Below are 26,575 nucleotides of genomic sequence, written 5' to 3'. Positions count from 1 at the left end.
TTTCCCGCTGCTTTTTTCAGAAAGAAACCATAATCCTGCTCTTCACCTCCATCGCTTATCTAATACTTTAAGATTCTATGCCGCTGAACGCTATTGCCTAAAGTTACTTCTACCAAATAGGTACCTGGGGTCAGATGGCTCAATGAAAGGGTAAACACATCGCCTGAGGATTGCCCCATAGCTTTTGAGAAGACCAGAGTTCCTGTGAGGCTATACACTTTCACCTCAGCTGGGCCAACGCTGCTTTTGTCTAGGGTAAAACTAACTTCTTCTTGGAACGGATTAGGGAAAGCCCCCCTTTTGTGGAGAGAGGACGTTTTATCCTTACTGGCCAAAAGAATAGGCGGTTCAAGCTTGACAATGGTTTTAAGAGTGCCATCTGTCAATGGGAGATTGCCGGCCAGAACCAACTTGTTACCGGGCAGCAAAGCCATAGAGCGTACAGCTCCTTTTGCTAGTTGGTTAGGAGCGATAGCACAGTGCACATTCACCGGACTTGAGACGGAACCATCAGTATTGAGGAGGATCAGCCCGTCGCAGGGCACCCCATTGAACGAATCAAACACTCCAGTCACTAACAGGTTTCCCGACGGTAGAGATAGGATGGAGGCAATAGTGGGGGACACCACCGAATTTGAGTAACCAGGGCCGGTGCCTACTTGGAAGCTCTGATCTAAGGTGCCATCTTCATGTATCCGGGCAATGCCAGGGATGGGGAGGCCGTTGTAACTGGAAAGAAAGCTTTTGATGCCTCCTATCACTATCTTCTTATCAGACTGTACAGCAATCGCTTGCACAAAGAAGCTTGGCCCTCTCCCGGTTTCAAAGCTCTGATCCATGGTTCCATCTGCATTGAGCCGGCCAAGATAATTCCTAGCGGTAGCTGCAGACCCGTCTTCTGAAATGGTACCTCCTACAAGAATCTTGTTGTCTGGCTGAGTGGCCATTGAGGTCACAGAACTACCCGTTCTAATGGAGAAATCAACATCTGGCGTTCCATCTGGGTGGAGGCGTTTGAATCCTATTTGCTTACTTCCGTTCATCACTACGTTACTGAGGGTGATGATCTTGCCGGTTGACTGAAGCGCTATATTTGAAAATTGGTGGAACTCTTTCCCCCCATTGGCAAACGACTCATCTAATAAGCCATTGGAGAGCAAGCGGACAAACGTGTTCACTTGTTTGTTGTTGACATAGGTAATGTTTCCTTCCAACAGGACTTTCCCATCTGGCTGCCCAACCACGGTATTTATGGTGCCTTTGGTTCTAAGGTCTGGGGCAAAAGAGTTGTCAAAGCGGCCATCTGCATGAAGTCTGGCAATCCCGCTGACATACTGGTTCTGGATTCTTTGTAAATCTCCCCCAACCAGTATCTTGCCCTGTGCATCTACCGCAAGGGCAAGTACCATTGAAAGGTTGGTAGTCGTTTGTGAATTCGTATAATCTTCTGGCTGGAGGGTGGCGCTTCTGCTACCGTCCGGATTCAATTTTACAACAGCCGTATAGATTGAGCCTGCCACCAAGAGGCTGCCATCTGCTATTTGCGTTAAAGCTGAGACGGGCGCATTTAAACCCAGGTAAGAAGCTGGAAACGAAAGATCATGACTACCGTTTTCATTTAAACGAGCCATTCCTTCCCTCAGGTTAGTTCCATTATAAGTGTAACCAGTTACTATGATTTGTCCATTGGAGAGAACGGTTAAGGTTCCGCTAGGGCTTGACATTCCCTGACCAGTTTGGAAGGTGCCATCTATGTGCCCCGTAGGCATTAACCTAAGCAACCGGTTATAGTTATATCCATTGAAGGAAGTAAAGCTCCCGGTCAGAAGAATCTTTCCGTCTGCTTGCAGTGCTGCCAAACTCACTGAATTATTGGCACCTGAGCCAACTGAGAAAGTCTCATCCAGATCTCCATTGGGTAAAAGCCGGGCAATCCTGTTGCTGGGTGTATTGTTGACCAAGGTAAAAGCACCCCCAATTATGATTTTGCCGTCAGATTGGATTACCAAAGTGGAAATAAAGCCATTGGTTCCAGTATAGTTGAATGAGTTATCCAGCGTACCATCGCTGTTTAAACGAACAATTCTGTTGGCAGTAATGTCATTGAACTTGGTAAAAGCACCAGCTATCAAGAGTTTTCCATCTGCCTGCTTTTTGATGACTCTGATGGTGGAGTTGAAGTTTACGGGAGAGCCATTTCCAAAAGTCTGGTCCAGTGTACCATTGGCCTGCAGCCGAACTAAATTGGTGACAGATACTCCATTTGCTTTGTAGATGACTCCTCCTGCCATAACCCGTCCGTCTGGCTCTACTAAAATGGATTGAATGGAAGCCCCGGTTTCCAGAACTGGATCAAAAGAAACATCAAGGCATTGTCCTGTAACAGAGCGGGAGACGATGGAAAAAACAAAGAACAGGAGGGTTTGTAAAGCGTAAAAGTTTTTCATTCAAGTAAAAAATAACTTTAAAGAAAGCTTAGATAAGATATTGGATTATAATAATTTAGTATAGGCCATTCAAATATAGGATAACTTTTTGATCTCAACTTATCAAAGGCTGCTTCAAAAAACTCACCCCCACAGCCGCCGCACCAGATAGCCAGACAAGGCGCTTGTCCCGCCTACCAAGGCACCCACCAGTACGGTCACCGCCATCAGAATCCAGGGCGAATTGACGGTGAGCATGGCGGCCACGCGGCTGCTTAAAAGGCCATCGGTGGCCAGGTGCCAGAATAATGCCCCGCCCAACCAGGTCAGGCCAATGGCCAGGAAACCGGCCAGGAATGCCTGCCCGCCGTATCGCGCCTTCCAGAAGGCCAAGGCAAAACAGACTAGGGCAATGCTCCACCACGGCAGGAAAAATTGCGCCAACAGGCTGACCACAAGAATAAGGACGAAAAGCATGGTTAGTTTTTGGTTAGGGTCCAGAGAACGGAAGTAGCGGCGGGTTGGTCTTGGGCAGAGCGTAAAAACAGGAGTTGGTGCAGTTTGCCGCTTTGCCAGTCGTTCAGCAGATTGTCATAGAAACGGCTGCCGGGGTTGCCGCTCTGCCCGCCGGGGTACACGCCCCAGGCTTGAATTTGCGGCCCCATCTGCACCACCATGCGCCACGAAGGGCCATGGCTCGCATTCAAGGCATTGATGGAATTAGCGCTTCCCCCGGCATACAAGACCTGCCCGAAGCCCGGTAACTGCGCCATGTGCCGGATCTGCGAGTTTCGGGAGAACCCCCACTCTTTTTCGCCCCGGCCTTCTGCCAGGCTATCCGCTACCTCCCGGAAGGTGACGTTTACCAAACCTGCCAGCGTTTCTCTCTGCGGCGTGGTCACGTCATCATACCAGCGGCTTTCAGGTTCGCGCAGGAGCATCTGCACCAGGCGGTCGCGGGCGGGGGCTTTGAATTTTTCTACGGGGAAGTCATCTGCCCAAATAGAGCGACCCAAAGCCTGCCACCATTGCTCAAATAAGTAAGGCGCGGTTTTGTCTGGGTCATAGCGGTAGTCCCACTCAGCTAAGATTTGGTATGCTCGCTTCTGTCCCTCAGAAAGCGAAGCCTGGTCTATCAAGGGCAGCAGGGTGGGCAGCACGTTCTTCGGCACAAAGCTGTAGTTATCCATCTGCATGAGCCGGAACGAGTCTGGCGTGGCCTGGGTCATGGCCGAAAGCCGTTGATTGATACGGGCGCTGCGTTCATACCCGGCAAAGCTGGAGCCTAGGTAATACGGGTAATCTTGCGGGCTCACCGGCGACTGGTTCGCGGAGCTCACAAACCCGCGCGAGGGGTTGAGCACGAAGGGCACCTGATCCATGGGCACCCAGCCCTGCCAGTCGTGCGCGCGGTTGGAGCCGTCCAGCAGGAACTTGCCCTGTTCTTTCCATTTGAGCGGGTACAGCCCGTTAGAGACGATGGCAATGTTCTGGCTATCGGCGTAGACGAAGTTGAAGGCCGGGGCCGCCCAGGTAGTCAGGGCCTGCCGGAACTGTGGATAATTTTTAGCCCGGTTGATCTGGATCAACGTCTTGAGTTCATTCTGCGGGTCATGGGCAATCCAGCGCAGGGCATGTCCGGTGGGGGTGCTGCCACTGCGGAAGGCGGTTTCATGGGGCAGATACGCCACCGGGCCATGATGCGTGTACAACACCGTGTCAAGGATATCCGGCCCGCCTTTTACCCTGATTTTCTCCACCACGCGGCGCATCGGCTTCCACTGGTTGTCATGCCAGTACTGCTGCCGTTTCCCGTCTTTGAATTTGATTTCGTACCAGTCCAGCACATCGGCGCCTACGTTGGTCATGCCCCAGGCAATGTGCTCGTTGAAACCTATGCCCACGCCCGGCGCGCCAGGAATAATCACGCCGTAGGTGTTAATGCCCGGCGCATGCAACTGCACAACGTGCCAGATAGAAGGCAGGCTCAGGTTCAGGTGCGGGTCTGAGGCCAGCAGCGGGTAGCCGTTGGCGGTACGCGCGCCGGTGATCGCCCAGTTGTTACTGCCCAGGTTCTCGGGCTTCTGGCGCTCCAGGGAATGGGAAGCCGCCGCGGCCATGAAATCAGCGGGGGTAGGCGGAATAGGAAGCGGTCTGAAATCTGGTTTGCTGCCCAGCGGCACAATGGGTTCCTCCCGGAAGGGATAATCAGGAAAAAGGTCTCGCACCACGGCCGCCCCGTACTTGCGGAGGTTGTTGGTCATGCGCAAGTCATCTGAGTACCCGGTCATGTCATAGGCCAGCATCTTGAGCAACAGCGCAATCTTGAGGGGGCGCCATTTCTCCGGAGCGTAATGCAGCAGCTTGTATTCAAAGGGAAAATCGCGCCGCGCGAGTTGGTCAATATAGGCGTTCACCCCTGCGGTATAGGCTTCCATAACCGCCCGGCTCTGGGGATCGGCCATCATCTTTTCCAGGGATTTTTGGGCAGCGGTTCCCATGCCCATGCGGCGCTGGTAGCGGTCCATCTCCAGGGTGCGGTCCCCGATGATCTCAGAAAGGCGGCCGGCGGCGGCGTGGGTCATGAACTCCATCTGCCACAGCCGGTCTTTGGCCGTGAGGTAGCCTTGGGTATAGTACAGGTCATGGTCGTTCTGCGCGAAGATGTGCGGCACCCGCAAAGAGTCAAACCGCACCTGCACCGGGGCTTGCAACCCATCCAGCGCCAATTCCTCTGAGGTGAAGTCCTTGTCTGCCCCGCTGCGCCAAAACCCTTCATACGGGCTCAGGAACGGCCCCAAGGCTGGCACTACGCCATAGGTGCGGTTAAGGGCGTACACCAGAAGAACCGTGATGGCAACGGCAACAAGAGCTTTCATCCATTTCATAGAGGCAGCAGGCAGGGGTAGAATCTCCTGGTAAGATAGGTTCTTCCCCAAGCAATGGCAAGCCGATGATGGTTCTTCTGTTTTGAAGCTGTTTTCCAGGAAAGAGGCGCCAAACGCATGGTGTAGTGCGCCTGTTAGAGAATTGGCCGTCTCGGGGTGCCGTAATCTGGGCCTACATACAACAGTAAAACGGCAGAGGACAATGTAGGGCAATCCCTTCTGGTTGCCCTTTGCTGTAGATAACCGTCCTGGGCAACCACAAGGATTGCCCTTACAATCAGATAAATCAAATACCGGTGATCAGGTACCGTGGAGACAAGGCAGTGCCTGGTCTCTACAGCATTCAAATACTAGGTACCTGCTACGTGAACGGGCACAAAAAAAGCCGGAGAAAGTCTCCGGCTTTGATGGTTCTTGAACGGGGAAGGCTTATTGGTTGCCTTGGCTGTTTTGACGGCGCGGGCCTCCCTGGCCTTGTCCGCCGCCGTTCTGGCCTCTTTCCATTTGTTCGGCCAGCATTTTGGCGAATTTCTCTTGCTGGGCAGGGGTCAGGAGGGTGTTGATTTGTGTGGCGCGTTTCTGGGCTTCGGCTTGCATGGCGGCCCGGTCAGGACGTCCGCCGGCGGCGCGCATCTTGTCCATTTCCTGGGCAGATTCCAGCACAATGGCTTTGATCTTAGTGGTCTGATCTGGGGTCAGTTCCAGTTGTTTCTGGTACCGCTCCAGCTGCATCATGGCCCGCTCTTCGGCGGTGAGCCTGGCGCGGCCCTGGCCCTGCGGCGACTGGGTTTGCTGGGCGAAGGCCGAGGTTCCGGCCAACAGCGCTACGAACAGGAAAGCGAGCGTGGTTAATTTTTGTAGAGTTTTCATACTATTGTGGTTGGGTAAGGGTTTGCAGATTAGAAGTTGTTTAACTTTTGATTTTGCGAGCGAAAAAGGCCAGAGTAAGGTTCTGCGGAAGCATTTTTGAGCCGCCTAGCAGCGCTACGGGGCGAGAAAAGATGAACGCAGGTTCTTGCTATGGAATTTTGCAGCGCAAAAGACAAATGTAAACCTGCTGTTAGAGAGAAATACCGGTCTTTGGTTTAATGCCTGGGTAAAAAAAACAGAACTATCTGAAAGGCAATCAAGGCGATGGAACAGTTTTCTAAAAAATTGCCTTAATTTTAAGGACGTTTTCTGGCTACTTAGCCAAAAACGCGCCAAACCTGACCAACGACCCTTTTTTATTTTTAATGCTTTTTGAATGAAACGTAAGATTTTGAGTCTCCTGTTGCTGGGTGCCAGCTTGACGGCGGCCGCACAGAGCAACAAAATTGAGTTCACGGAGTACGACCTGCCCAACGGGCTGCACGTGATCCTGCACCAGGACAAAACTACGCCTACCGTGGCCGTGACCATGATGTACCACGTGGGCTCCAAGAACGAGAACGCAGACCGTACCGGTTTCGCGCACTTCTTTGAACATTTGATGTTTGAGGGCTCTGAGAACGTGGAGCGCGGCAAGTACATCAACATGATCCAGAGCGCCGGTGGGGCCGTGAACGCCAACACCTCCTTTGACCGCACTTACTATTACCAGATTCTGCCGTCTAACCAACTGGCCCTGGGCCTCTGGATGGAAGCCGACCGTCTGCGGGCCGCCAAGATTGACCAGCAGGGCATTGAGACGCAGCGCCAGGTGGTGAAAGAAGAAAAGAAACAGCGCATAGACAACCAGCCGTATGGTACGTTGCTGGAGAACACCTTCGCTACGGCCTACGCGGTGCACCCGTACCGCTGGGTGCCCATCGGCTCCGCGCAGTACATTGACAGAGCCTCGGCCCGCGAGTTTGAGCAGTTCTACAAAACGTTCTACGTACCCAACAACGCCACCCTCACCATTGCCGGCGACCTGGACATCAACCAGACCAAGGCGTGGGTAGAGCAGTATTTCGGCGCTATTCCTAAGGGAACAGGCACTATTCCGCGCCCCAGCGTGGTAGAACCGCCCCAGATGGAGGAAGGCCGCAAGGTAGTGTTTGACAACATCCAGCTACCGGCGGTGATACAGGCCTACCATATTCCGGCCCAGGGCTCTGAGGACTCCTACGCCATCAACATGCTTACCACCCTGCTGGCCGGCGGCCCCAGCTCGCGCCTGAACAAGGCCTTGGTGGACAAGCAGCAGAAAGCCGTGACCGTGGCCTCTATTCCGTTGTCACTGGAAGACCCAGGCTTGTTCATTAACCTGGCCATTGCCAACATGGGCGTAGATGTGCATGACCTGGAGCGGGCCATGGACGTTGAGGTAGACCGCGTGAAGAACGAGACCATCTCTGACCAGGAGTTCCAGAAACTGCGCAACCAGATGGAGACCGACTACATCAACGGTCTCTCTACCTTGGAAGGCCGCACTGAGAAACTGGCTTCTTACCACGCCCTGTACGGCAACACCAACCTCATCAACACAGAGCTGGACAAGATCCTGGCAGTGACCAAAGATGACCTCATGCGGGTAGCCAAGAAATACTTTACCAAAGAGAACCGCGCCGTGCTGCATTACCTGCCCAAGGCCAGCCAAGCCAGATAAGCGCCTGTTCCTTTCCCTTATTCACAGAATTCCATGAAAAAATATATTTCGATTTTCCTGTTGGCGCTGGCTGTCTCCTTTAGCGGCACGGCCCAAACCACGAAGCAAACGCCCCCGCCTGCGGGGCCGGCGCCTACCATTGAGCTAGGCAAATACGAGTTCTTCACGCTGCCCAACGGCCTCAAGGTGTACGTGGTGGAAAACCACAAGCTGCCCACCGTGGCCTTGAGCCTGGTGCTGGACCGCGCCCCGGTGCTGGAAGGCGAGAAAGCCGGCCTGACCGGAGCCGCCGGTTACCTCATGCGGAGCGGCACCACCACCCGCACCAAAGACCAGCTAGACGAGCAGGTAGACTTCATTGGCGCCTCTCTGAACACTTCGTCTACCGGTTTCACGGCCTCGGGTCTGAAAAAGCACTTTCCTAAACTGCTGGAGCTTTCCGCGGATGTGGTGTTGAACCCCAAATTCACCCAGGAAGAGCTGGACAAGTTCAAAAAGCAGATGGCCTCTAACCTGGCTTCGTCTAAAGATGACCCGGCTACCATTGAAAGCAACGTGCAGCAGGCCCTGCTCTATGGCAAGAACCACCCCTACGGCGAGGTGCTCACCGAGAAAACCGTGCAGAACATCTCCCTGCCAGACGTGCAGCAGTACTACAACACGTACTTCAAGCCCAACATCGGCTACCTGGCCATTGTAGGCGACATCACCCCCAAAGAAGCCAAGAAGCTGGTGAAACAGTACTTTGGCAAATGGAAGAAAGCTGAGGTAAAGCAAACCACGTTCCCTGCTCCGGCTGCGTTGACGGCCAATCAGGTGGCTATTGTGGACCGGCCTAACTCGGTGCAATCCAACATCTCGGTTTCTTACGCCGTTGACCTGAAACCAGGCAGCCCAGATGCCATTGCGGCTTCTTTGATGAACAACATCCTGGGAGGTTCCTTCGCCCGCCTGGATGCCAACCTACGCGAGAAGCACGCCTACACCTATGGCTCTAATTCTTCTTTGTCTAATGACCGCCTTTCCGGCCGTTTCAGCGCTTTCGCCAGCGTACGCAACACCGTCACCGACAGCGCCTTCACGCAGATCATGCATGAAATGGACCGCCTGCGCAAAGAGCCGGTACCGGCCCAGGAACTGCAGAAAGTAAAGAACATGATCACCGGCTCTTTCGCCCGTTCCCTGGAGAACCCGCTTACTGTGGCCATGTTCGCCATTAACACCGCCCGCTATGACTTGCCCAAAGACTACTACGCCAACTACCTCAAGAACGTAGCCGCCGTGACGCCCGCAGACATTCAGCGCGTGGCCCAGCAGTACCTTCAGCCCGAGAAGGCGTACCTGGTGGCCGTAGGCAACGCCCGCGAGATCACCGACAAGCTGAAGCGCTTCAACGCCAACCAGCCTATCTCGTTCTACAACGCGTTTGGGGAAAAGACCGAGGCTCCTTTGATGTCATTGCCCGCCGGCGTGAACGTGCAAACGGTGTTAGCGGCCTACATCAACGCTCTGGGCGGCAAAGCCAACGTGGAGAAGGTGAAGGATCTCACCATCAAGCGCACCATGAACGTGCCCGGCGCCCAGCTCAATGTATTGATGCAGCAAAAAGGCCTTGACAAGTCTCTGATGACCATCAAGTTCAATGAAAACGAGATCAATCGGGTGGCCATCAACGGTTCCAAAGGCGCCATCATCACCCAGGGCCAGGTAAAGGAAATGTCGCCGGCCGAGCTTCAAGACCAAAAACTGGACATCTGGACGAGCTTCCTGAACTATGACCAATTGGGCGTGAAACTGGCCCTGAACCAGGTAGAGAAAGTAGAAGGACGTGATGCCTACAAACTAGAGCTGACCCTTCCCAGCGGCAAGAAGTCTTATCATTACTTTGATAAGGAAACCGGCCTGAAAGTACGTGAGGTAGCCACGGAGCAGACCTCGGTAGGCACTGCCAACCAGACCATTGACCTGAAAGATTACCGCGAGGTGAACGGCATCAAGTTCCCGCACCAGATTGACCTGCACATCGGCAACCAGGTCATCTCCTCTACCGTGACCAGCGTAGAAATCAACAAGAACCTGAAAGACGAGGTCTTCAAAATAAAATAAGGCTTCCTACTCAGTGGTATCGGCCCTGTTTTCGGCTCCTTTTGATGAAAAGGAGCCGAAAACAGGGCCGATCTTTTAGGGGTGTTGCTTATAATGCCCTGGCTCCAGTGGAGCACTTTGGTTACTGCCTGGTTTTATGGAAAACACGTTCAAAATGGTTCTTTGTGATTTAGGAGGAACCGTTATTGGCGTAGACACTCGTAGGTCTGCAAGACACTACGAGGTCTTTTGAGCGGGCGCAGTTGGGTTAGGAGGGGAAATCTGAGGTGTATAGTAAAATGAAGGAGCATTTCCTGGCGCGAGTCTCCAGACTCGTGACCCAGGGATAACGGGTAGTCTCTGACTACCCTCGCTGCCAAGCAGCGAAAGCGGGGCAGCAGATCACCACTTCTGCTCTTTAAATGCCGGGAATAGTTTTCTGAAGGAGGAAAAATTTCAGAGACTTTGGAAATGGGGAAAATGAAACTTCTGGGTTAATTCTCCAGCAGAAGCAATCTATTCGTGGTTCCCGGCGAGTCTGGAGACTCGCATCATCCCATGTCACGAGACTCAAGTCTCGCGCCAGCAAAAAATAAAAGCTCCTTGTTGCCCTCCGCCATGCCTTTCTCCAATGACCTCGTAGTGTCTGGAGGACCTACGAGTGTCTCTGCCAACAACGGTCCCCCTCGCAACCTGTGTTTTGAGCCTCTTTCCTGAAAACAACCGCCTAAACGCAATCTTCCCCAAACTCAAGACTCAGAACTCTGGACTCAAGACTCAGAACTAAAAATTCAGGACTCCCTTACTGCTTTGCCCGGCTCAGCAGGAAAGCCCGCAATGCTTTGTCTAAAGGTTCGTGCAGGTGGAAACGCTCGTAGTGGATCTGTTTTTTCCGGGCATCGGTTTCCAGGGCTTGGAGCCATTGGTGGAGGTTCTGGAGGTACTCGGTGCGTTGGGTTTCAGAACTCACCTGAATGGTTTGGCCCGTTTCCAGGTCCTGGAATGAGACCGGACCCTGGTAGTTGAATTCCAGTTCGTTCTGCCCCATGAGATGGAACAACAGCGTGTCTTTCTCGCGGGCGCCTATTTTGCGCAGGGTGTCAGTAATCTCCGAGGTCTGTTCGTACATGTCGGTGACCAGCACGGTCAGCTCCTTTTGCCGCTTTTTGGCGAAAACAGGGGCTAAACAGTCAGCGGCGGGGAACTGTCCGCCCGGTTTCACCTGGTCCAGCTGGTGGAAGAGCCGCTGCAGGTGCTGGGTGGACTGCCCCGGGGCCAAGGGCACCAACTGGTCTTCCTGCAGCACAAACAACCCGACGGCATCGCCCTGCTGCGTGGCCAGGTAAGCGAGCGCCGCCACCAGATAGCGGGCGTAGTCCAGCTTGGCGAGGGTGCCGTCCTGGTGCGCCATGGAGCCGCTGGCGTCCACCACAAATCGCACGGCCACGCTGCTGTCTACCTCAGATTCCCGGATATAATACCTGTCTGACCGCGCGAACATTTTCCAGTCCAATTGCCTAAGGTCATCGCCGGGTTGGTAACTCCGGTACTGCGCGAACTCAATGCCCGGCCCCCGCCTGATGCTCTGGTTCTGCCCCAACAGAAACCCATCCACCACCGCCTTTGCAATAAGGCGCAGGTCTTTGATAGCAGCGAACGTTTGCGGGTTGAGGAGGCGGTGGGGCATGGATTAGAGTTATTGTTTTTAATGGTTGACCTTCTTTATGAACTTCTTCGTCCCCCTTTGAAGGGGGTAGGGGGATGACCGAGGCCGCAGAAGAACCATAAGCAACGGCAAGGAGACAGGCAAAGATGATTCTCGGCATGCGATAATCTGCACGAGTCATCATCCCCCTACCCCCTTCTAAGGGGGACGGAATGCGTGCCAATCATCTCCCGCTACCTTTCTTGTCTTCAATCCAGGTTTCTAAGGTTCGCTGCACATTGGGTAAATCGTTCATCACTTCATCATCCGTGAACCTTAAGACGGTGAATCCTAATGCTGATAAATCTCTATCTCGCTGCGGGTCTTCATCCGTTTTAAAGTTATGTGAATAGCCGTCCACTTCAATAATCAACATCAGCTCCTTACACATGAAATCTGCGATGTAGTTACCTATCGGCCGCTGGCGGAGGAAAGAAATGCCCATTCTCCCTTTGCTCAGCAATTCGCTCCAAAGCCTGATTTCTGCTTTGGTAGAGTCCGCCCGCAAAGATTTGGCAAATGGCTTTAGGTTCTTGTTGTAGCGATGATTGCCTGCCATAAAACGAACATAATCTTTCGCTTACCGCAACACCTCCCTCGGCAGTTCAACGCCTTTCACTAGTTCCTCCACTACCTTGTCGGTGATGATGTTATCCGCCTCTGCCGAGAAGTTGACCAGAATACGGTGCCGAAGCACGGGATACGCCATAGTGTGCAAATCGGGCAAGGTTACGGCGAAGCGGCCTTGCAGCAGGGCGCGGGCTTTGGCAGTCAGAATCAGGGCCTGCCCAGCCCGCGGACCGGCTCCCCAGCGCACAAACTCCTGTACAAAGGGCACCTGGGTTTCCTCTGGACGAGTAGCGCGTACCAGGCGTGCCACGTAGGCCACCAGCTCATCTGAGATAGACACCTCGCGCACCAAGCGTTGCAGGGCCAGAATCTCCGGGCCAGACAAGACCGGTTGCACTTGGGCCCGGTTTCCTCCGGTGGTGCTTTTCAGGACGGAGATTTCCTCCAGTTCCGTGGGATACTTGATTTTGATGTAGAGCAGGAAACGGTCTAGTTGCGCCTCGGGCAGGGGGTAGGTGCCGCTCTGCTCAATGGGGTTCTGGGTGGCAAGCAGGAAGAAGGGGCGCGGCAGCGGGTAGGTTTTGCCGGCGTAGGTTACCTCAAATTCCTGCATGGCCTCCAGCAAGGCCGCCTGCGTTTTGGGCGGCGTGCGGTTGATTTCATCGGCTAGCACAATGCTGGCGAAGATGGGACCTTCATTGAACTGGAAGAAGCGTTTGCCGGTAGTGTGGTCCTCCTCCAGGACTTCGGTGCCCAGGATATCGGTGGGCATGAGGTCTGGGGTGAACTGGATGCGGCGGAAGGGCAACTCCACGGCGCTGGCCAGGGTACGCACCAAGAGCGTTTTGGCCAGGCCCGGCACGCCTTCCAGCAGGCCATGCCCGCCGGCCAAAAGCGTGATGAGCACCTCGTCCAGCACTTCCTGCTGGCCTACAATGACTTTATGGATTTCCTGCCGGAGAAGGGGTAGTTTTTCTAAAAGCTGGGTTACTTCTTGTGCGGTCACAGGCGGCGGAAGCTATGGTTAAGGAAAGTAAGTAAGCGATTGTTACTGGATTAACCTCGGGGTTTTACTCCTGTTTTTAGAAAAGCAGGCCAAAAAGTGGTTTCTCAGCTTGCCTCTAACGCTAAGCAAAGGCCCGGCGCTGGTCTGCGTATTGGAAACTAATATGCGTATCAGGACAGGTAGCGACCTGTCCGTACAGAATCTGCAATACCAAATAGGCCCCGCCATCCCCGCATTCTACCCTTTAAAAAGAACTATGCTCTTGCGCTTGTGGCCTGGTTTCCAGATAGCAGGCTAAAAACAAGCTCAGTTTTCACCCTTCCTATTTTGTAATCTGCAGAAGCCTTAACTGGTCAACGCGTACATCAGGATATTCACCCCGAATTTGGTATTGTCCTCGGCAAGCCAGCGCTTGTTTCGGAAGTCGTAGTCCCACTCGCAGCCATAGTCTTTGTTGCTATACAATACGCCAATGCGGCCGTTCACCTCGTAGGCTTTGAGGTAGTCGTGCACCAGGTCATCGCCCCAGCCGTTGAGCTCAAAAGACGTGGTGGGTGGGCCTTCCTCAAATTTGAAGAAAGCCTTATACAACGCGTGGTTGTTGGGGATTTTACGCAAGGCCTTCGGGCCGAAGCAGACCCGCATCTGTTCCTCAAAAGACCTAGCAAACAGCCCGTCAATGTCATGGTTGCAGTCGTCCACAAACACGAAGCCGCCGTTCTGCACGTATTTTATGAAATTGGCTTTCTCCTTGGCGTTGAACTGCACCAGCTTGTGGCCGCTCAGGTAGCAGAACGGATACCGGAACAGCTCGGTACTTTCCAGTGAAATGACTTTCTCCTGTTCCACCACGGGCACGGTGGTATATTCTACCAGCGAGTGCAGCAGGTTGGAGGGCATGCGCTGGTCGGTGTCCCAGTTGCCGGAGCGGTATTGCAGGCGTACAAAGGTGAAGGGAGTTGGCAAGGCTACTGGCTGATCTTAATAATTCTTCGGGTTTCTCGCTTCCCGTTGGCACTTGTTTCCAGCAAATAGACTCCGTTGGTTAAGAGACTCAACGGCAGGGAAAATTCCGGGTTCTGGTAAATACCCTTGTAAAGTTCCCGGCCATGGAGAGATAGCACGCGAATCTCATAGTTGTTAGAGCGCCTTTCTTTTAACGAAACATTTAATGTGCCGGCGAATGGATTGGGGTAAATGGATGTCAAAGCAGGGGCTGTCTCTTTACCTGTAGCCAAGGGCGTAGCACTCACCCTCACCAGCGCTCTTGAGGTGCCCCCAAAATAGTATGTTGCTAAAAGATACGAGCCGGCGGCCTCCCTGGCCACGTCATACACAAAGTTAAGGTCAGTACCAGGAACTGTAAATGGAGCCAAGAAACTGCCGTTCTCATGCAGCCGCACAATCCCGCCGGTGGCGGAAGTAGTGTTTCCGCTAAAGGATTCAAATTGCCCTGTCACCAAAAGCGTCCCGTTTGGCTCCGCAACTACAGTAGAAATGTGTAGCGCGTTGTTAACATCATTGGCCGGACCTGTTCCAATATGGAAAGAATTATCCAGCGCCCCGTGGGTAGTAAGCCTAAATAGAAGGTCGGTGGGGTAAATAGTAGTAGTAGTAGTAGTAGTAGTAGGGTCTCTTCTTCCTACCACTACCTTGCCATCAGCTTGTACTGACATGGTTTGAGCGGGAAATCTAATGGTAGGGTCAATCTCAAACGTCTGGTCCAGGGTGCCGTTGGCCTGTAAACGAACAAATCGTTTTCCATTGACAAGGCCAGCCACCATGATTTTGCCGTCAGGTGTCACGGCCAGGGCATTGACAGCGGTTATCGGGAGCTTTATAAAAGAGGCATCTTCCCGGCCATCATAGCCAATGCGCATCAGGGTTCCTCCTGCGGGAGCAGGGAGAATAATCTTATCCTCCTGAATAGCCAGGTTGGGTGAGGTACCCTGAAAAAGATGCCCGAAATCAAAGGAGGCATCTACTGACCCGTTGGGGAGAAGGCGGGCCGCATTGGTTATTCTGGTGTTGTTGACAAAGTCAAAGTCCCCGGCAATAATAATCTTTGCATCTTTCTGCACCAGGACACGCCTTACCCAACCGCGGGTTCTCAGATCAGGAACGAAGGTAACCTGGAGGCCGCCGTCTCTGCCCAATAAGTTAATACCGTTGGAATGTACGCCGGAAAAGTTATCAAAAGCACCTCCCATTAGAATGCTGTTATCGGCTTGCACCGCCAGGCTCCGGCAGATAACGGCACCAGAAGAAGTCACCTGTAGAAAAGAGTTGTCCAGAAGGCCATCAGCCGTAATTCTTACTACCGGCACAGCCGCTGAGGTGGCTTTATTGATCAGTGTACCCCCAACAAGCACTTTGCCGTCTTGCAGAGCCAGGGAAAGCATATTCCCGCTTACTGAACCAGTAGTAGGAGAAAACGGATTCTCAAAGCTAGTGGCTTGCGCCCCGGAGCCGTTGAGGCAACCCAGGCCTATGTAGCCGGTATCTGCACTGGACCTTTTTTGCTTGGTGGCAAAAAGGATTCTCCCATCTGGCAGAAGTAAAAGATCCACCACACCGTTTGCCTCATGCACGAGGTTCGCCCAGCCAAAGGTGGCATCTACTGCACCCGCAGAAGACAACCTTATCAGTTTCCGATAGGTGACGGCGTTCTCAAATTGGGTAAAATCTCCTCCTACCAAAAGCTTTCCATCTGGTTGCTCCCTGATGACTTTTACGGCTTGGTTCGCGCCCACCGCAACTTGAAAGGTGTTGTCAAGAGTACCATTGCTGAGCAGACGCGCCATATTTTTGAGGGTGGTGTTGCCTTTCAGCGTAAAGGAGCCCCCAATAATTATCTTCCCATCTGCCTGCTCAAGAATGGTGCTAACACTGCCGCTGGCCACCGGACTGGTAAAGGTATTATCTAAGCTGCCGTCTTGCAGGAGGCGGCAAATGCCGATATTAGGTTGTTGGGGGGTAGGAAAGATTGGTCCTCCTACTAAGAGACGCTTGTCTTTTTGTTCTACCGTAACAAGATCATTGATACTCCATTGGGCACCTACTAATTTAAAAGAAGCATCTACTTTTCCGTCTGCGCCCAGTTTCACCAGGCCAGGAGCTTCCTGCCCCTCTGCCCGCTCAAAATTACCGGCCACCAGCACCTTTCCCTCACTGAGTTTGGTAATGCTATAGATTTCAGCTCCGCGCTCTATCTTGGGGTGAAAGGCCGGGTCAATTGCTTGCCCATGCCCGGCGTAAGAAAGCAGTACACCTACTATGAAACACAATACTGGAATTCTTGTCATGGATACCTATATCTCGTCCTGAGAAATAAAGAAATGCCGCAGGCGCGGTGGGCCTGCGGCATTTAAAATGGTTGCTCTGTCCTTCCTTACACCGCGTCTGACAGACTGGTGAAGGTGAAGTCCCTGATTTTCATAGGGGGTACCAGGTTGCCGCCAATGCGCTGCGGTTTACCCAGGGCCTCCAGGTTGTTGAGCATGATCACCGGGCTCTCGTTGAAGCGGAAGTTCTTGACCGGGTGCTTGATTTTGCCGTTCTCAATGTAGAAGGTTCCGTCGCGGGTGAGGCCGGTGTAGAGCAGGGTCTGCGGGTCTACTGCTCTGATGTACCAGAGGCGGGTGACCAGGATGCCTTTCTGGGTGCCTTTGATGAGGTCTTCCAGGCTCTGGTTGCCGCCGGCCATGATGAACCCACCCGGCGAGGGCAAACCTTTCACGCCTTTTTTTTCGGCCCAGAAGCGGGAATACGGCATGTTCTTGATGACTCCTTTGTCAATCCAGGTGACTTTCTCGTGCGGGCGTCCGTCGCCGGACCAGGTAGAGGTGGGGATTTCGGGGTTGGTGGGGTCTGAGGTGATGGTCACGCGGGAATCGAACATCTTCTCCCCCAACTTGGTGGCTCCCCCGGTTTTGCTCAGGAAGGAGCGACCTTCCTCCGCGGAGCGGGCGTCCATGCTCCGGAACATGTTCTGCAGCAAATCTACGGCCGCAGTAGGCTCCAGAATCACGGTATACTTGCCGGGCTCAATGGCTTTGGCGCCTTTGGAGCCCAAGGCTTTCTGGGCCGCAATCTCGGAGGCGGCGGCGGTGTCCAGTTTGCTCACATCGCTCACATCGCGGGTGACGTAGCCGGAGCCGGTGCCGTCTTCGGTACGCATGGTCACGGAGAAATCCACCCCGGAGTTTTGGTTGTAGGCGAACAGGCCTTTGGAGTTCATCTTGGCGTTGAAGCCGCTGCGATCTTCCCAGAAACCCGCCGAAGTGAGCTTCTTGCTATCAGCCAGGGCCATGCTCTTACGGGCGGCCTCGGCCCGGTATTCCGGGTTGATGTCTGCCGTAGTCTTGAACCAGGCGTTGCTGGGCAGGTAATTCTGCGGCCCCAGCATAGGCACGTACTCCGGGCTCTCGGGTGCGATGCGGGCCACCTCTTCGGCGCGGCGCACTACTTTCTCCAAGGAAGCATCGTCAAACTCGTTGATGGTAGCCACGCCTGAACGTTTACCGAAGCGGGCCTCCACGGCCAGGGACATATTCTCTTCCTCGCCGCTGGTGCTGACCGTGCTGCGGGCGTAGCGGATGTTGCCGCCTTTGTACCCGCTCAAGTTCACCTCACACTCATCGGCTTTTGAATAACTCAGGGCTTTTTTCAGGAGCGCCTGGGCTTGGTCTTTACTTAGTATTGCCATTTGATTGAATAACGTCTGATGTTGATGGAAACTATTTGTTTTAGTCCTGAGTCTTGAGTTCTGAGTCCTGAGTGGAAGGGGTTAGACCTTTCTTGTCGTTCTTTTTAGAGGTCAGAATGATGCTTTTCAGGATTTTGATGAGTTCCTGACATTCTGCATGAATGCTGTTGAAAGAAGTCAAAGAAATAATTTCAGAGTCTTTCAAAAGTCTTAACCAGTAGCTGGTTTCTCTTGCCTCCTTTAGAGCTACAGTAAGTTTATTTCTGAAATCAGCACCGGATGGACTACCCAACGCCTCCTCTACATTTGCTCCAATGGAAGTTCCACTGCGCAAGACCTGCTTGGTCAAGACATAAAACTCCCGCTGCTCTTTCTGCAGATGCTTATATAATTTAATCATCCGCAAAGCGAAACTGTAAGACTTAACTGCAATGATACTCTCCGCCATAGGATTACACTTTCTATTTCAGACTCAGGACTCTAGACTCAGAACTCAGGACTGGAAAATCTTAGATTTTCCGCCCCGTGTTGATCACGTTCACCCCATTAAAGCGGGTGTGGGCGGAGCCGTGCGAGACGGCGCTGACCTGGCTGGGCTGGCCCTTGCCGTCAAAGAACGACCCGAACATGCGGTAGTCACTCTCGTCGCAGATGGCGGCGCAGGAGTTCCAGAATTCCTGGGTATTGCTCTGGTAAGCCACGTCCTCTAAAGGCCCCACAATCTTGCCGTCTTTGATCTCGTAGAAGAGCTGCCCGCCAAACTGGAAGTTGTAGCGCTGCTGGTCAATGGAGTAAGACCCGCGCCCGGCAATGTAGATGCCGCGTTTCACATCTTTGATCATCTCGTCCACGCTCAGTTTCTGTTTACCGGCGGCTAAAGAGACGTTAGGCATGCGCTGGAACTGCACCGAGCTCCAGTTATCGGCGTAAGAGCAGCCGTGCGATTCTTTCTCGCCAATGATGTGGACCTGATCACGGGTGGCCTGGTAGTTCACCAGCGTTCCGTCTTTGATTAAGTCCCACTTCTTAGTTTTCACGCCTTCATCGTCATAGCCCACGGCGCCCAGCGATCCTTCCTGTACTTTGTCGGCGAAGATGTTCACCAATTTGCTGCCGTACGGGAAGTTCTTGGTTTTCCACTTGTCCAGGGTGGCAAAGGAGGTACCGGCGTAGTTGGCCTCGTAGCCCAGCACGCGGTCCAGTTCCAATGGGTGACCCACGCTTTCGTGGATGGTGAGGCCCAGGTGGTTGGGGTCCAGCACCAGATCATATTTACCGGCCATGACTGACTTGGCCGTCAGTTTCTCTTTGGCCTGCTTGGCAGCCAGACCGGCATCGGCAACGATGTCATAGTACTTGTCATAGCCAATGAGGCCGGTGCCTTCCGGGCCTTTTTTGGTAGGCGCTTTCACCGTGAGGTACTCAAAGCCCATGCCCATAGGCGCACTCAGGGCATCGCGGGTTTTGAACTTGCCAGAGGCCTTGTCTACCGCCGTCACCGTGAAATTGGGCCAGATACGGTGAATGTCCTGGTCAATGTACGAACCGTCTGTAGAGGCGAAGTATTTCTGCTCGTTGATCTGGAACAGCGCCGAGTTCACGAAATTGGCGCCACCCGCCAGAGCAGCGGCGTTGGCCGCCAAAAGCAGGTCGGCTTTCTCAGAGACCGGCACCGCGAAGGCGTTCTGTTTAATGGGTGTTTTCCAGGAAACCTCCCCGTACCCTTGCTGCGGGGCCAGTTGCACCGGCTCTTTCTGCAGCTTGGAGTTGGCTTTGGCAATGGCCACGGCCTGCTCAGCGGCTTTGGCAATGCCTTTGTCACTCACGTCTGAGGTGGCAGCAAAGCCCCAGGTGCCGTTGGCGATCACACGCACGCCCACGCCGTAACTCTCGGTGGTGCTGATGCCCTGCACCTGCTTTTCACGGGTGAACAGGTTCTGAGCCAGGTAACGGCCTATGCGTACGTCAGTATAGGTGGCGCCTTTGCTTTTGGCCGCGTTGAGGGCCACGTCTGCCAGGCGTTTTTTGAGGGCCACGTCCACGGTTTCCAGGGCACGGGCCGGATCAATCTCATGACCAAAGGTAGGCACGTTGGAGAGCAGCAGCCCCCCCACACCCATAGCGGTCAATCCAATAAAGTCACGTCTTTTCAAGGGTTTGTTTTGTTTGGTAAGCGAAGGGTTCAGGAGCAAGGAATTTGCCCCATTAAGTTTACTTTTTGTTCAGCAGGAATGCAAGAATTTCCCGTAGAAATAGTCTTTCAACCTAAGAATTGGCCAGGAGGTGTTTCCTGTTTCAGGGCTTGTTTTGAGAATTCAGAGCCTAAACAGACTCCCTTCATGCCCCTGACCCTCTTTCCTTTCTGACCTAGAAGATATTTTTCCGGTAAATAAAAAAGGCCGTCTGAAGAGACGGCCTTTTTGTTGAGCGCAAACTAAAATCAGGTGCTTACTTTCTATTTAGCCAGCACTACCCGGTTAGTGTACACCTTGTTTCCGGTTTCTACTTTATACAGGTAGGTTCCGTTAGGCAGGTGAGCGGCGTCTAACACCACTGAATGGTTTCCGGGAGCTTTGCGCTCTGCTACCAGGGTCTGTACTTTGTTGCCCATCATGTCATACACATGGATCTGAACCGGTCCTTCCTGCGCTACGGCGTAGCTGATGGTGGTTCTGCCCGTGAAGGGGTTCGGGTACGAGTACACGCGGTCGTTTGCAGACGCGGCCACAGCCGTTGAAGTACTTGTTGCGGCAATTGGCTGCGTTGCGGCGTTCCACTGGGCGTGGGTTCTGGTGATGATGACGGCAAAGTCGCCTCTAGTCAGGTCTTGCAGCGGCTTGAAGCTGGCGTGCAGGGTAGGCTTCAGGTCATAAGGCCCTTGGGTTACCGAGTAGTAGGCGTTGATCAGGTTCAGTTCCAGCGCCACGCTCACGTACCCTTCCAGACCAGCAGGAATAGAGGCCGCATCTTCAATGGGATACGTCACGCCATCTACGGTGACCGTAGGAGCTTTCCCATTGCGCTCCAGGGCGAATTTCTGCAGGCCCAAGGCTTGTACCAACGAGTAAGACAACTCGGCCCGGTTTACTTTGCCAGACGGGGAGAATTTGCCAGGAGCTACCGGCAGCATGATGCCGTTGAAAGCATGCGCTCTGTCCCGCAGGGCACCACCCTTGGCCACGATAGACTCGGCCAGCAGCTTTCTGTCTTTCACGTCTGTGAGGGTGAAGGAACCATCTACGGGCAAGAACTGCCGGATGCCTTCGCCCATCATGAGGTAGTCGGCCAGGTCAATACGTTTCAGGAGTTCATCCGGGCTGTAGGTGCCACCTGGTAAACCATCGGCTAGCCGGGCACTGATGGCCATTTTGATAGACGCCTCAGCCGGATGACCGGCAATATCTGCCAGACCGGTAGTGCCGGCCGCCGTCATCTTGTTTACTACGCCCTTGATGCTTTCAGGAAAAGCGACTCCGTTCAAACCAGAGATTTCCGCGGTCCAGGTGCCGGCTTCAGGAGAAGCCACTGCCACGCCCCGGTCATAGCTCAAAGAGAACGTTACCGGAATACCGGCACTGGTTCTCACACCACTAGGCGAGATAAGGGTCAATCTAACCGGGTTACCGGTTTCACCTTCTATCCCGGTCGCTTTGATCTTGGCCTCTAAGGCCGTGGTACCAGCCGCCACAGTAAAGTTGTACCGGTTGGTGGCAGTAGTAGCCGGGTTGTAGTTGATGGTAAAGTTTTCAGACTCACTGTTCGCATTCACATTGCTGTTGAAGTTTCTGGTGAGGTTAAGCGTAGAACCATAGGGAGCAGCGGCTCTGAACGCTCTGTCTACCGCTGCATACGCGTTCACGTATCCGGCCCCTACTTCCCAGGAAGCGCGGTTAGGGATGTTGGTGGCTGTTTGCTGCAAGATCTCTTTCACCTGAGCAACGGACAAGGAAGGGTTGGCATCCAGAATCAAGGCGACAATACCCGCCACGTGCGGGGCCGCCATAGACGTACCGCTTTTATGCGTATAGAAAGGAACATGCGCCGGCTCCATGGCAGCGGCATCTTGCTGAAGAGACAAAGCCGTTAAGGGCTCAGTCACTTTGGCGGAGATGATGTCTACCCCAGGAGAAGTAACCGTAGGACGGTCTTGCCACGAGTAGTTCACGCCATCTAAGGTGAAAGAACCGCCTCTGCCCTGGATTCCTCTGGAAGAGAAGCTTGCCAGGCGGCCAGACTTATCTCCGGCGGCTACGGCAATGATCCAGGGGGCTTTTTTGTATTTGCCGGTAATGGTTCCTGAGCCAGGACCAGAGTTACCCGCAGAGAACACCACTACGATGTTGCGGTCTACGCAGCGTTTGGTGGCCATGGTGATAGGATCAGCCGGGTCTACGTCTGTACCGGTGTCACTGGTGGTCCCGAAGGAGTTGGTGATCACTCTGATGTTATATTGGGCCTGGTTGATGATGGCGTAGTCAAAGCCAGACAGCACGTCTAACAGCAAAAGGGCTGCGCCGGAGCCATACCCTACCAGATCAGCGCCTGGTGCCACCCCGGTGTACTTACCGCTAGAGGCCTGGCCAGTACCACCTACAATACCTGCCACGTGGGTACCATGACCGCCGGTAGCATCTGTGTTAGGAACGTTTTCAACAGGGGTGTAAGGCAGAATGCCATTCACTGATCTCAGGTTGGTGGCAGCCGTTACGTTTTGCTTCAGGTTTTTACCGAACTGCAGATCTGGGTGAGTACCATCTACGCCACTGTCATTCACTAAAACGCCTATACCTCTGCCAGAAACGGGGAAACCTCCATTCTTAGTGGTAAAGCCAGGCTCGTTGCGCAGTTTGTCTACCCCGGTAAGGGCCGTAGCACCATCATTCTCATGGCGCAAGGATTCATTCAGGTACAGAGACACCACTCTGGCGTCTTTGGCCAGCGCGTCTACCTGGGGGGCAGTTGCGATTACTCCAGCAATGGGGAGGGCGCGCAAGGTAAGTCCCTGGGCAATACCTACCCGGGTGAGGGAGGCGACATCCAACAGCGTGGGCGCTGCGTCACCTTTGAAGGTAACAACTACTTGTACGGGCAGGAGGCTGTTAGCGAGGGCGGCCTTGAGTTTAGGGTCTACAAAGGCCTGGGCAAAGGCTTGGCTTGCTGTTGCGAGGCAGAAAGCCACTACTACTAGAATTCTTCTCATAAAGGAAAGAGGGTAAAAGTTTTACATGTGTTAGTTGGTTGTGTGTAATGGGATTTGAAGTTGTACCTACGGCACATTATGTCAAATAGGTTTTGCTATATTTGAATAATAGCAAAAGCAGAGAAAAGCCCTTACACTACCGTCCGTTCTTCTGAGAAGCCGCCAAGGCGCTATTAGTAATACTTTGGCAAGAATGAATCGATTTCCATTTTCAATTTGCCATATAAGCTACTTCCTTGTTGATAGTTAAGAACCCACTCATCCACGTAAGTGAAAGGCTGATTTAGCTCCTGTTTTTTGTAAAAAGGTTGAAAAATACCAAAGCGGCCGCCCTTTATCTAGGTAGATCCTTGGCTCTTTTACCGCTTTCCTAATATTGAACTAAATCTATATTAGAATAACTCCAAGTGCCAGGCTTCTGGTGCTATTAGGCAGAAAAAAGGAATGCCCCGGCCACTTGCGCAGCCGGGGCATTCCTTTGGATAAGAGTATTCAGAGGAACCTAAATAGGCCTTACTCTGCCCATGCCACTGTGCTTCACTTTAGGCGAGCCTTTGTAGTCTACGCGCGCAATTCCGGCGGCGTCTACGCTGAGCTCTTTCGCCACGTTTACCTCTGCCCGGCTGGCGCCCGCGGCATCCAATGACAGGTAATCGGTTTTCAGGTCAAGGGCTTTCAGTTCGGTGGCGCCGGCCAAGTCTAGTTTCACGGTTTCGGCACGGCCGCTGAGCGTAACTTTTGTTCCGCCGGCCATGTCAGCGTCCAGGCTTTTCACCTGCAGGGCCAGGGTGACGTCTATGCCGCCGGCGAAGTCCAGCTTTAAGGCAGACCCGTTGATGGTATTGGTAGAGGTGAGTTTGATGCCACCCGCCAACTCCAGGGCTTTCAGGTCACGCACGGTAATATAAGCTTTCAGGCGTTTGGCATTCCGGATGCTGTTGGGTTTGGTCTTGATAACGAGCGTGCCGTTTTCCACCGTTGATTCAATCAGCGGCATGATGTTTTCTTCGGCCTCCAGCTTAAGGCCTTCCTTGGCACCTTGGGTGAGTTCCACTTCAAAGCCGCCGCTAACCCGCACTTTGTCAAAAGAACCCACAGAACGGGTTTGAGTAGTCATTTTTCCGTTGCCCTCTACAGACTGGGCTTGCGCCTGGGCGGCCACACCTACCAAAGCAAGAAGCAACAAGAGGAACGAGAATGTCTTTTCCATAAGATAAAGAATTTGATGAACTGGTTGTTTCTTCCATAGATGCCGATTTGGGGTAAAGGTTGCTTCACGCCCTCCTGCCCGCTGCCTTTACAGTACCGCGCTTACCAGCAAGCCTAGGCCCAAGGTGATGATTCCGGCAAAAAAGTACAGGAAAAGCACGGCGGCCATGTTGAACAGCGTGCGCAGCCTACTGCGCCGGAACACCCGTTTAAGCCCTAGATACAGGTAAAGGGCACCTAACAGGTTGACCCAGGCGAACAGATCAAAAGAGGTGAACAGGTACAGACTGAGCATGTAGATGATGAACAGCAGAAACACAAAGCAGTGCAGGTGGATGCTGAACATGAGGTGTTCTATGTAAAAGCGCCGGGCCTTGAAGAAGACCAGCTTGAGCAAGAGCGCGAAGATGGGCATGAGCACGAACATGAGCACAGACCAGTACTTAAGCAGCTTGGTAATCAATTGTTCCTGCGGAAGCTTAATTAAATGAACACCTTTGCGCATGGCAGACTGGGTATACCAGTTAGGGGACAAGTCAGCGTCTCTGATCAAAGAGTCAATGGTAGCCTGCGGCGCGAAGTCTGAGACACTGCCCATTTTCTCTAAAGTACTCTCTAACGTCTTGCTTTGCTTTACCATTTCGCTTCTGCCAACCTTGACCAAAGAATCTGCCAGCTGCTTTTGCCCAACAACTGCCGTGACACTGTCATTGGCAACTTCTACCTGATTTAAAAACTCAGCAGCATTCTTAGACTTCACCTGCTCGGCAATGCTCCTGTTCTGCTGCTCATTCTCCACATGCCCCACGCGCATGGACAGCAGAAAGAAGAACACGAAATTGATGAATACATACAGCCTGATGGGCGGCACATAACCTATGCGCCGCCCCCGGTGGAACTCATTGGTGAGCTTACCGGGGTAGAAGAGCAGGTACTTGATGGTGGTCCAGAACTTGGTGTCGTAGTGGATGGTGCCTTCCAGCACCTCCAGCGCCACGTGCTTGAAAGGGACGTTGAGGTCATGGTTCTCCTGCCCGCACCGGGGACAAAAATTATCTGGCTGCTCTTTGGTAAACGTGTAATCACAATTGGTGCAGACGGGATACTTCCGGAGGTGCTTGCCCATAAACCTGGTTGACTCTTTACTATATATTCAGGAAGCAATATAGTTGAATCATACCCAAGTGCAATGCCACCAGCAGGGTGAACCCATAAAAAAGCCGCCAGCCTTACCTCCTGTAGAACGAGGGTTGCAGCCTGTCAAGAACCCATTTCTGCAGAAGGTCTTTTCTAGGCTTTTTTTAAAAAACGAACCGCAAAACGCGCCGCTGGGTTTTAGGTCCGCTCCACCCCATCGGGCCCGAAACCAACCGCCTCAGAAGGCTGGGGATTGCTGAAAAGGCGCCAGAAAATGGCAGTATCCTCTAATATGCCCTGGCTGGGTTGGATATGGAGAAGCCGGTTCCCTTCCAGGGTAATGGTCAGATCACCCTCCGGCGAAGCGGTTATTTGCCAAACCCGTATCGGCTCTTGCTGCCCCCGCACCAGTTCTTGCAGTTTGCGGTCCCGCAGGTTGCTGCCGGGTACCTGCGGGTCAAAGGCCGGGTCTGCCAGCGCTTGCGCATCTTTAGGGATCTCCACGTCTTCAAACCGGATAATAACCGCTCCGGCCTCTTCCAGATGCCAATGGCAGGCTACCTCCAGGGTCCAGGCCCCCACATCCAGGACCAGGCCACTTGCGTTCATGATGTGCGCCTTCCCGAAATGGAAGAACTGCACCTGCCCCAGGCGGGTGGTCTTGGTTAAGGGCAGCCCCGGCAAATGCTGCATCTCTGGAAAAAGGTTCTCGCTCATACGCTGACTTCTCAAAACTCCGCAAAGGTACGGATTTCCCCTGCAGGCCCTGCCTGGCTTTAGGGCTACTTTCTGAAAAGGGGTTTGAAAGGAGAAAGGAAGCATCGCTTTATAGTATGATTTCTATATAGTATATTCGGAAGTCCAGTTACGGTTATCTGTCAATCACGGTAGGCAAACCGTAGGTTTACCTCCGGCCATAGTGCAGATAAGCGTAGGTTCACGTTTATCCAGTAGTGCCTGTATTGGCCGGGCCAATGTTTCCGACATAACAACTTGTGCATAGTTTTTAGGCTGAGAATTTGGGAAGACAGTAGAATTAGTTACAGGAGCTTTTGCAGCGAGACCTTTC

The 26,575-nt window shown here is 53.3% G+C and carries 19 protein-coding genes; 2 read left to right on the top strand and 17 right to left on the bottom strand.

The features are described 5' to 3' along the window. Window positions 1–59 precede the first annotated feature (59 nt). The 4 genes from FOE74_RS17860 to FOE74_RS17845 all read right to left on the bottom strand — a co-directional run bounded on the left by FOE74_RS17860 (window position 60) and on the right by FOE74_RS17845 (window position 6,184). On the bottom strand, window positions 60–2,447 hold the full coding sequence (locus tag FOE74_RS17860) for a T9SS type A sorting domain-containing protein (protein ID WP_149100002.1): 2,388 nt from the start codon (window positions 2,445–2,447) through the stop codon (window positions 60–62). Between the two features lie 123 nt (window positions 2,448–2,570). Then, on the bottom strand, window positions 2,571–2,903 hold the full coding sequence (locus tag FOE74_RS17855; protein ID WP_149100001.1) for a hypothetical protein: 333 nt from the start codon (window positions 2,901–2,903) through the stop codon (window positions 2,571–2,573). A gap of 2 nt (window positions 2,904–2,905) precedes the next feature. Next, window positions 2,906–5,314 carry a penicillin acylase family protein gene (locus FOE74_RS17850; RefSeq protein ID WP_149100228.1) on the bottom strand — a complete coding sequence of 803 codons (2,409 nt, stop codon included), beginning with the start codon at window positions 5,312–5,314 and terminating at the stop codon, window positions 2,906–2,908. 429 nt (window positions 5,315–5,743) lie between these two features. Then, a complete protein-coding gene (locus FOE74_RS17845) occupies window positions 5,744–6,184 on the bottom strand; it encodes a hypothetical protein (RefSeq protein ID WP_149100000.1) in 441 nt (146 codons plus the stop codon). Window positions 6,185–6,560: 376 nt separating this feature from the next. Between FOE74_RS17845 and FOE74_RS17840 the strand changes: the two genes are divergently transcribed. Together FOE74_RS17840 and FOE74_RS17835 are read left to right on the top strand one after the other, a co-directional pair. Then, a complete protein-coding gene (locus FOE74_RS17840; RefSeq protein ID WP_149099999.1) occupies window positions 6,561–7,886 on the top strand; it encodes a M16 family metallopeptidase in 1,326 nt (441 codons plus the stop codon). 33 nt (window positions 7,887–7,919) lie between these two features. Continuing rightward, a complete protein-coding gene (locus FOE74_RS17835; protein WP_149099998.1) occupies window positions 7,920–9,992 on the top strand; it encodes an insulinase family protein in 2,073 nt (690 codons plus the stop codon). A gap of 781 nt (window positions 9,993–10,773) precedes the next feature. Here FOE74_RS17835 and FOE74_RS17830 read toward each other — a convergent pair. The 13 genes from FOE74_RS17830 to FOE74_RS21500 all read right to left on the bottom strand — a co-directional run. After that, window positions 10,774–11,658, bottom strand: coding sequence for a DUF58 domain-containing protein (locus FOE74_RS17830; protein WP_149099997.1), 885 nt, complete (start codon window positions 11,656–11,658; stop codon window positions 10,774–10,776). 202 nt (window positions 11,659–11,860) lie between these two features. Further along, window positions 11,861–12,235, bottom strand: coding sequence for an endonuclease domain-containing protein (locus tag FOE74_RS17825; RefSeq protein ID WP_149099996.1), 375 nt, complete (start codon window positions 12,233–12,235; stop codon window positions 11,861–11,863). Between the two features lie 21 nt (window positions 12,236–12,256). Further along, a complete protein-coding gene (locus FOE74_RS17820; RefSeq protein ID WP_149099995.1) occupies window positions 12,257–13,252 on the bottom strand; it encodes an AAA family ATPase in 996 nt (331 codons plus the stop codon). A 345-nt stretch (window positions 13,253–13,597) separates the two neighbouring features. Further along, a complete protein-coding gene (locus tag FOE74_RS17815) occupies window positions 13,598–14,218 on the bottom strand; it encodes a DUF4159 domain-containing protein (protein ID WP_149099994.1) in 621 nt (206 codons plus the stop codon). Window positions 14,219–14,220: 2 nt separating this feature from the next. Beyond that, a complete protein-coding gene (locus FOE74_RS17810) occupies window positions 14,221–16,557 on the bottom strand; it encodes a T9SS type A sorting domain-containing protein (protein ID WP_149099993.1) in 2,337 nt (778 codons plus the stop codon). Window positions 16,558–16,643: 86 nt separating this feature from the next. Next, window positions 16,644–17,960 (bottom strand): TldD/PmbA family protein, encoded by a 1,317-nt coding sequence (locus tag FOE74_RS17805; RefSeq protein ID WP_149099992.1) that lies wholly within the window; start codon window positions 17,958–17,960, stop codon window positions 16,644–16,646. A gap of 40 nt (window positions 17,961–18,000) precedes the next feature. Next, the gene (locus tag FOE74_RS17800; protein ID WP_149099991.1) at window positions 18,001–18,408 is read right to left on the bottom strand and encodes a four helix bundle protein; all 408 of its coding nucleotides are present in this window, start codon (window positions 18,406–18,408) and stop codon (window positions 18,001–18,003) included. A 61-nt stretch (window positions 18,409–18,469) separates the two neighbouring features. Beyond that, a complete protein-coding gene (locus FOE74_RS17795; protein ID WP_149099990.1) occupies window positions 18,470–20,113 on the bottom strand; it encodes a TldD/PmbA family protein in 1,644 nt (547 codons plus the stop codon). Window positions 20,114–20,415: 302 nt separating this feature from the next. Further along, complete coding sequence (locus FOE74_RS17790) at window positions 20,416–23,160, bottom strand: S8/S53 family peptidase (protein ID WP_149099989.1); 2,745 nt, start codon at window positions 23,158–23,160, stop codon at window positions 20,416–20,418. 502 nt (window positions 23,161–23,662) lie between these two features. Further along, window positions 23,663–24,370, bottom strand: a complete 708-nt coding sequence (locus FOE74_RS17785; RefSeq protein WP_149099988.1) for a head GIN domain-containing protein — start codon at window positions 24,368–24,370, stop codon at window positions 23,663–23,665. Between the two features lie 87 nt (window positions 24,371–24,457). Further along, window positions 24,458–25,495, bottom strand: coding sequence for a DUF3667 domain-containing protein (locus FOE74_RS17780; protein WP_149099987.1), 1,038 nt, complete (start codon window positions 25,493–25,495; stop codon window positions 24,458–24,460). A gap of 209 nt (window positions 25,496–25,704) precedes the next feature. Continuing rightward, the gene (locus FOE74_RS17775) at window positions 25,705–26,223 is read right to left on the bottom strand and encodes a hypothetical protein (RefSeq protein WP_149099986.1); all 519 of its coding nucleotides are present in this window, start codon (window positions 26,221–26,223) and stop codon (window positions 25,705–25,707) included. A gap of 165 nt (window positions 26,224–26,388) precedes the next feature. Continuing rightward, a partial coding sequence (locus tag FOE74_RS21500) for a hypothetical protein (protein WP_225840873.1) occupies window positions 26,389–26,575 on the bottom strand: 187 nt, incomplete at its 5' end.

Source organism: Rufibacter glacialis (assembly GCF_008271745.1).
In the GTDB taxonomy this organism is placed as follows: Bacteria; Bacteroidota; Bacteroidia; order Cytophagales; family Hymenobacteraceae; genus Nibribacter; species Nibribacter glacialis.
The sequence above is the reverse complement of the archived record's forward strand: the minus strand, read 5'-3'. Positions and strand labels throughout refer to the sequence as shown.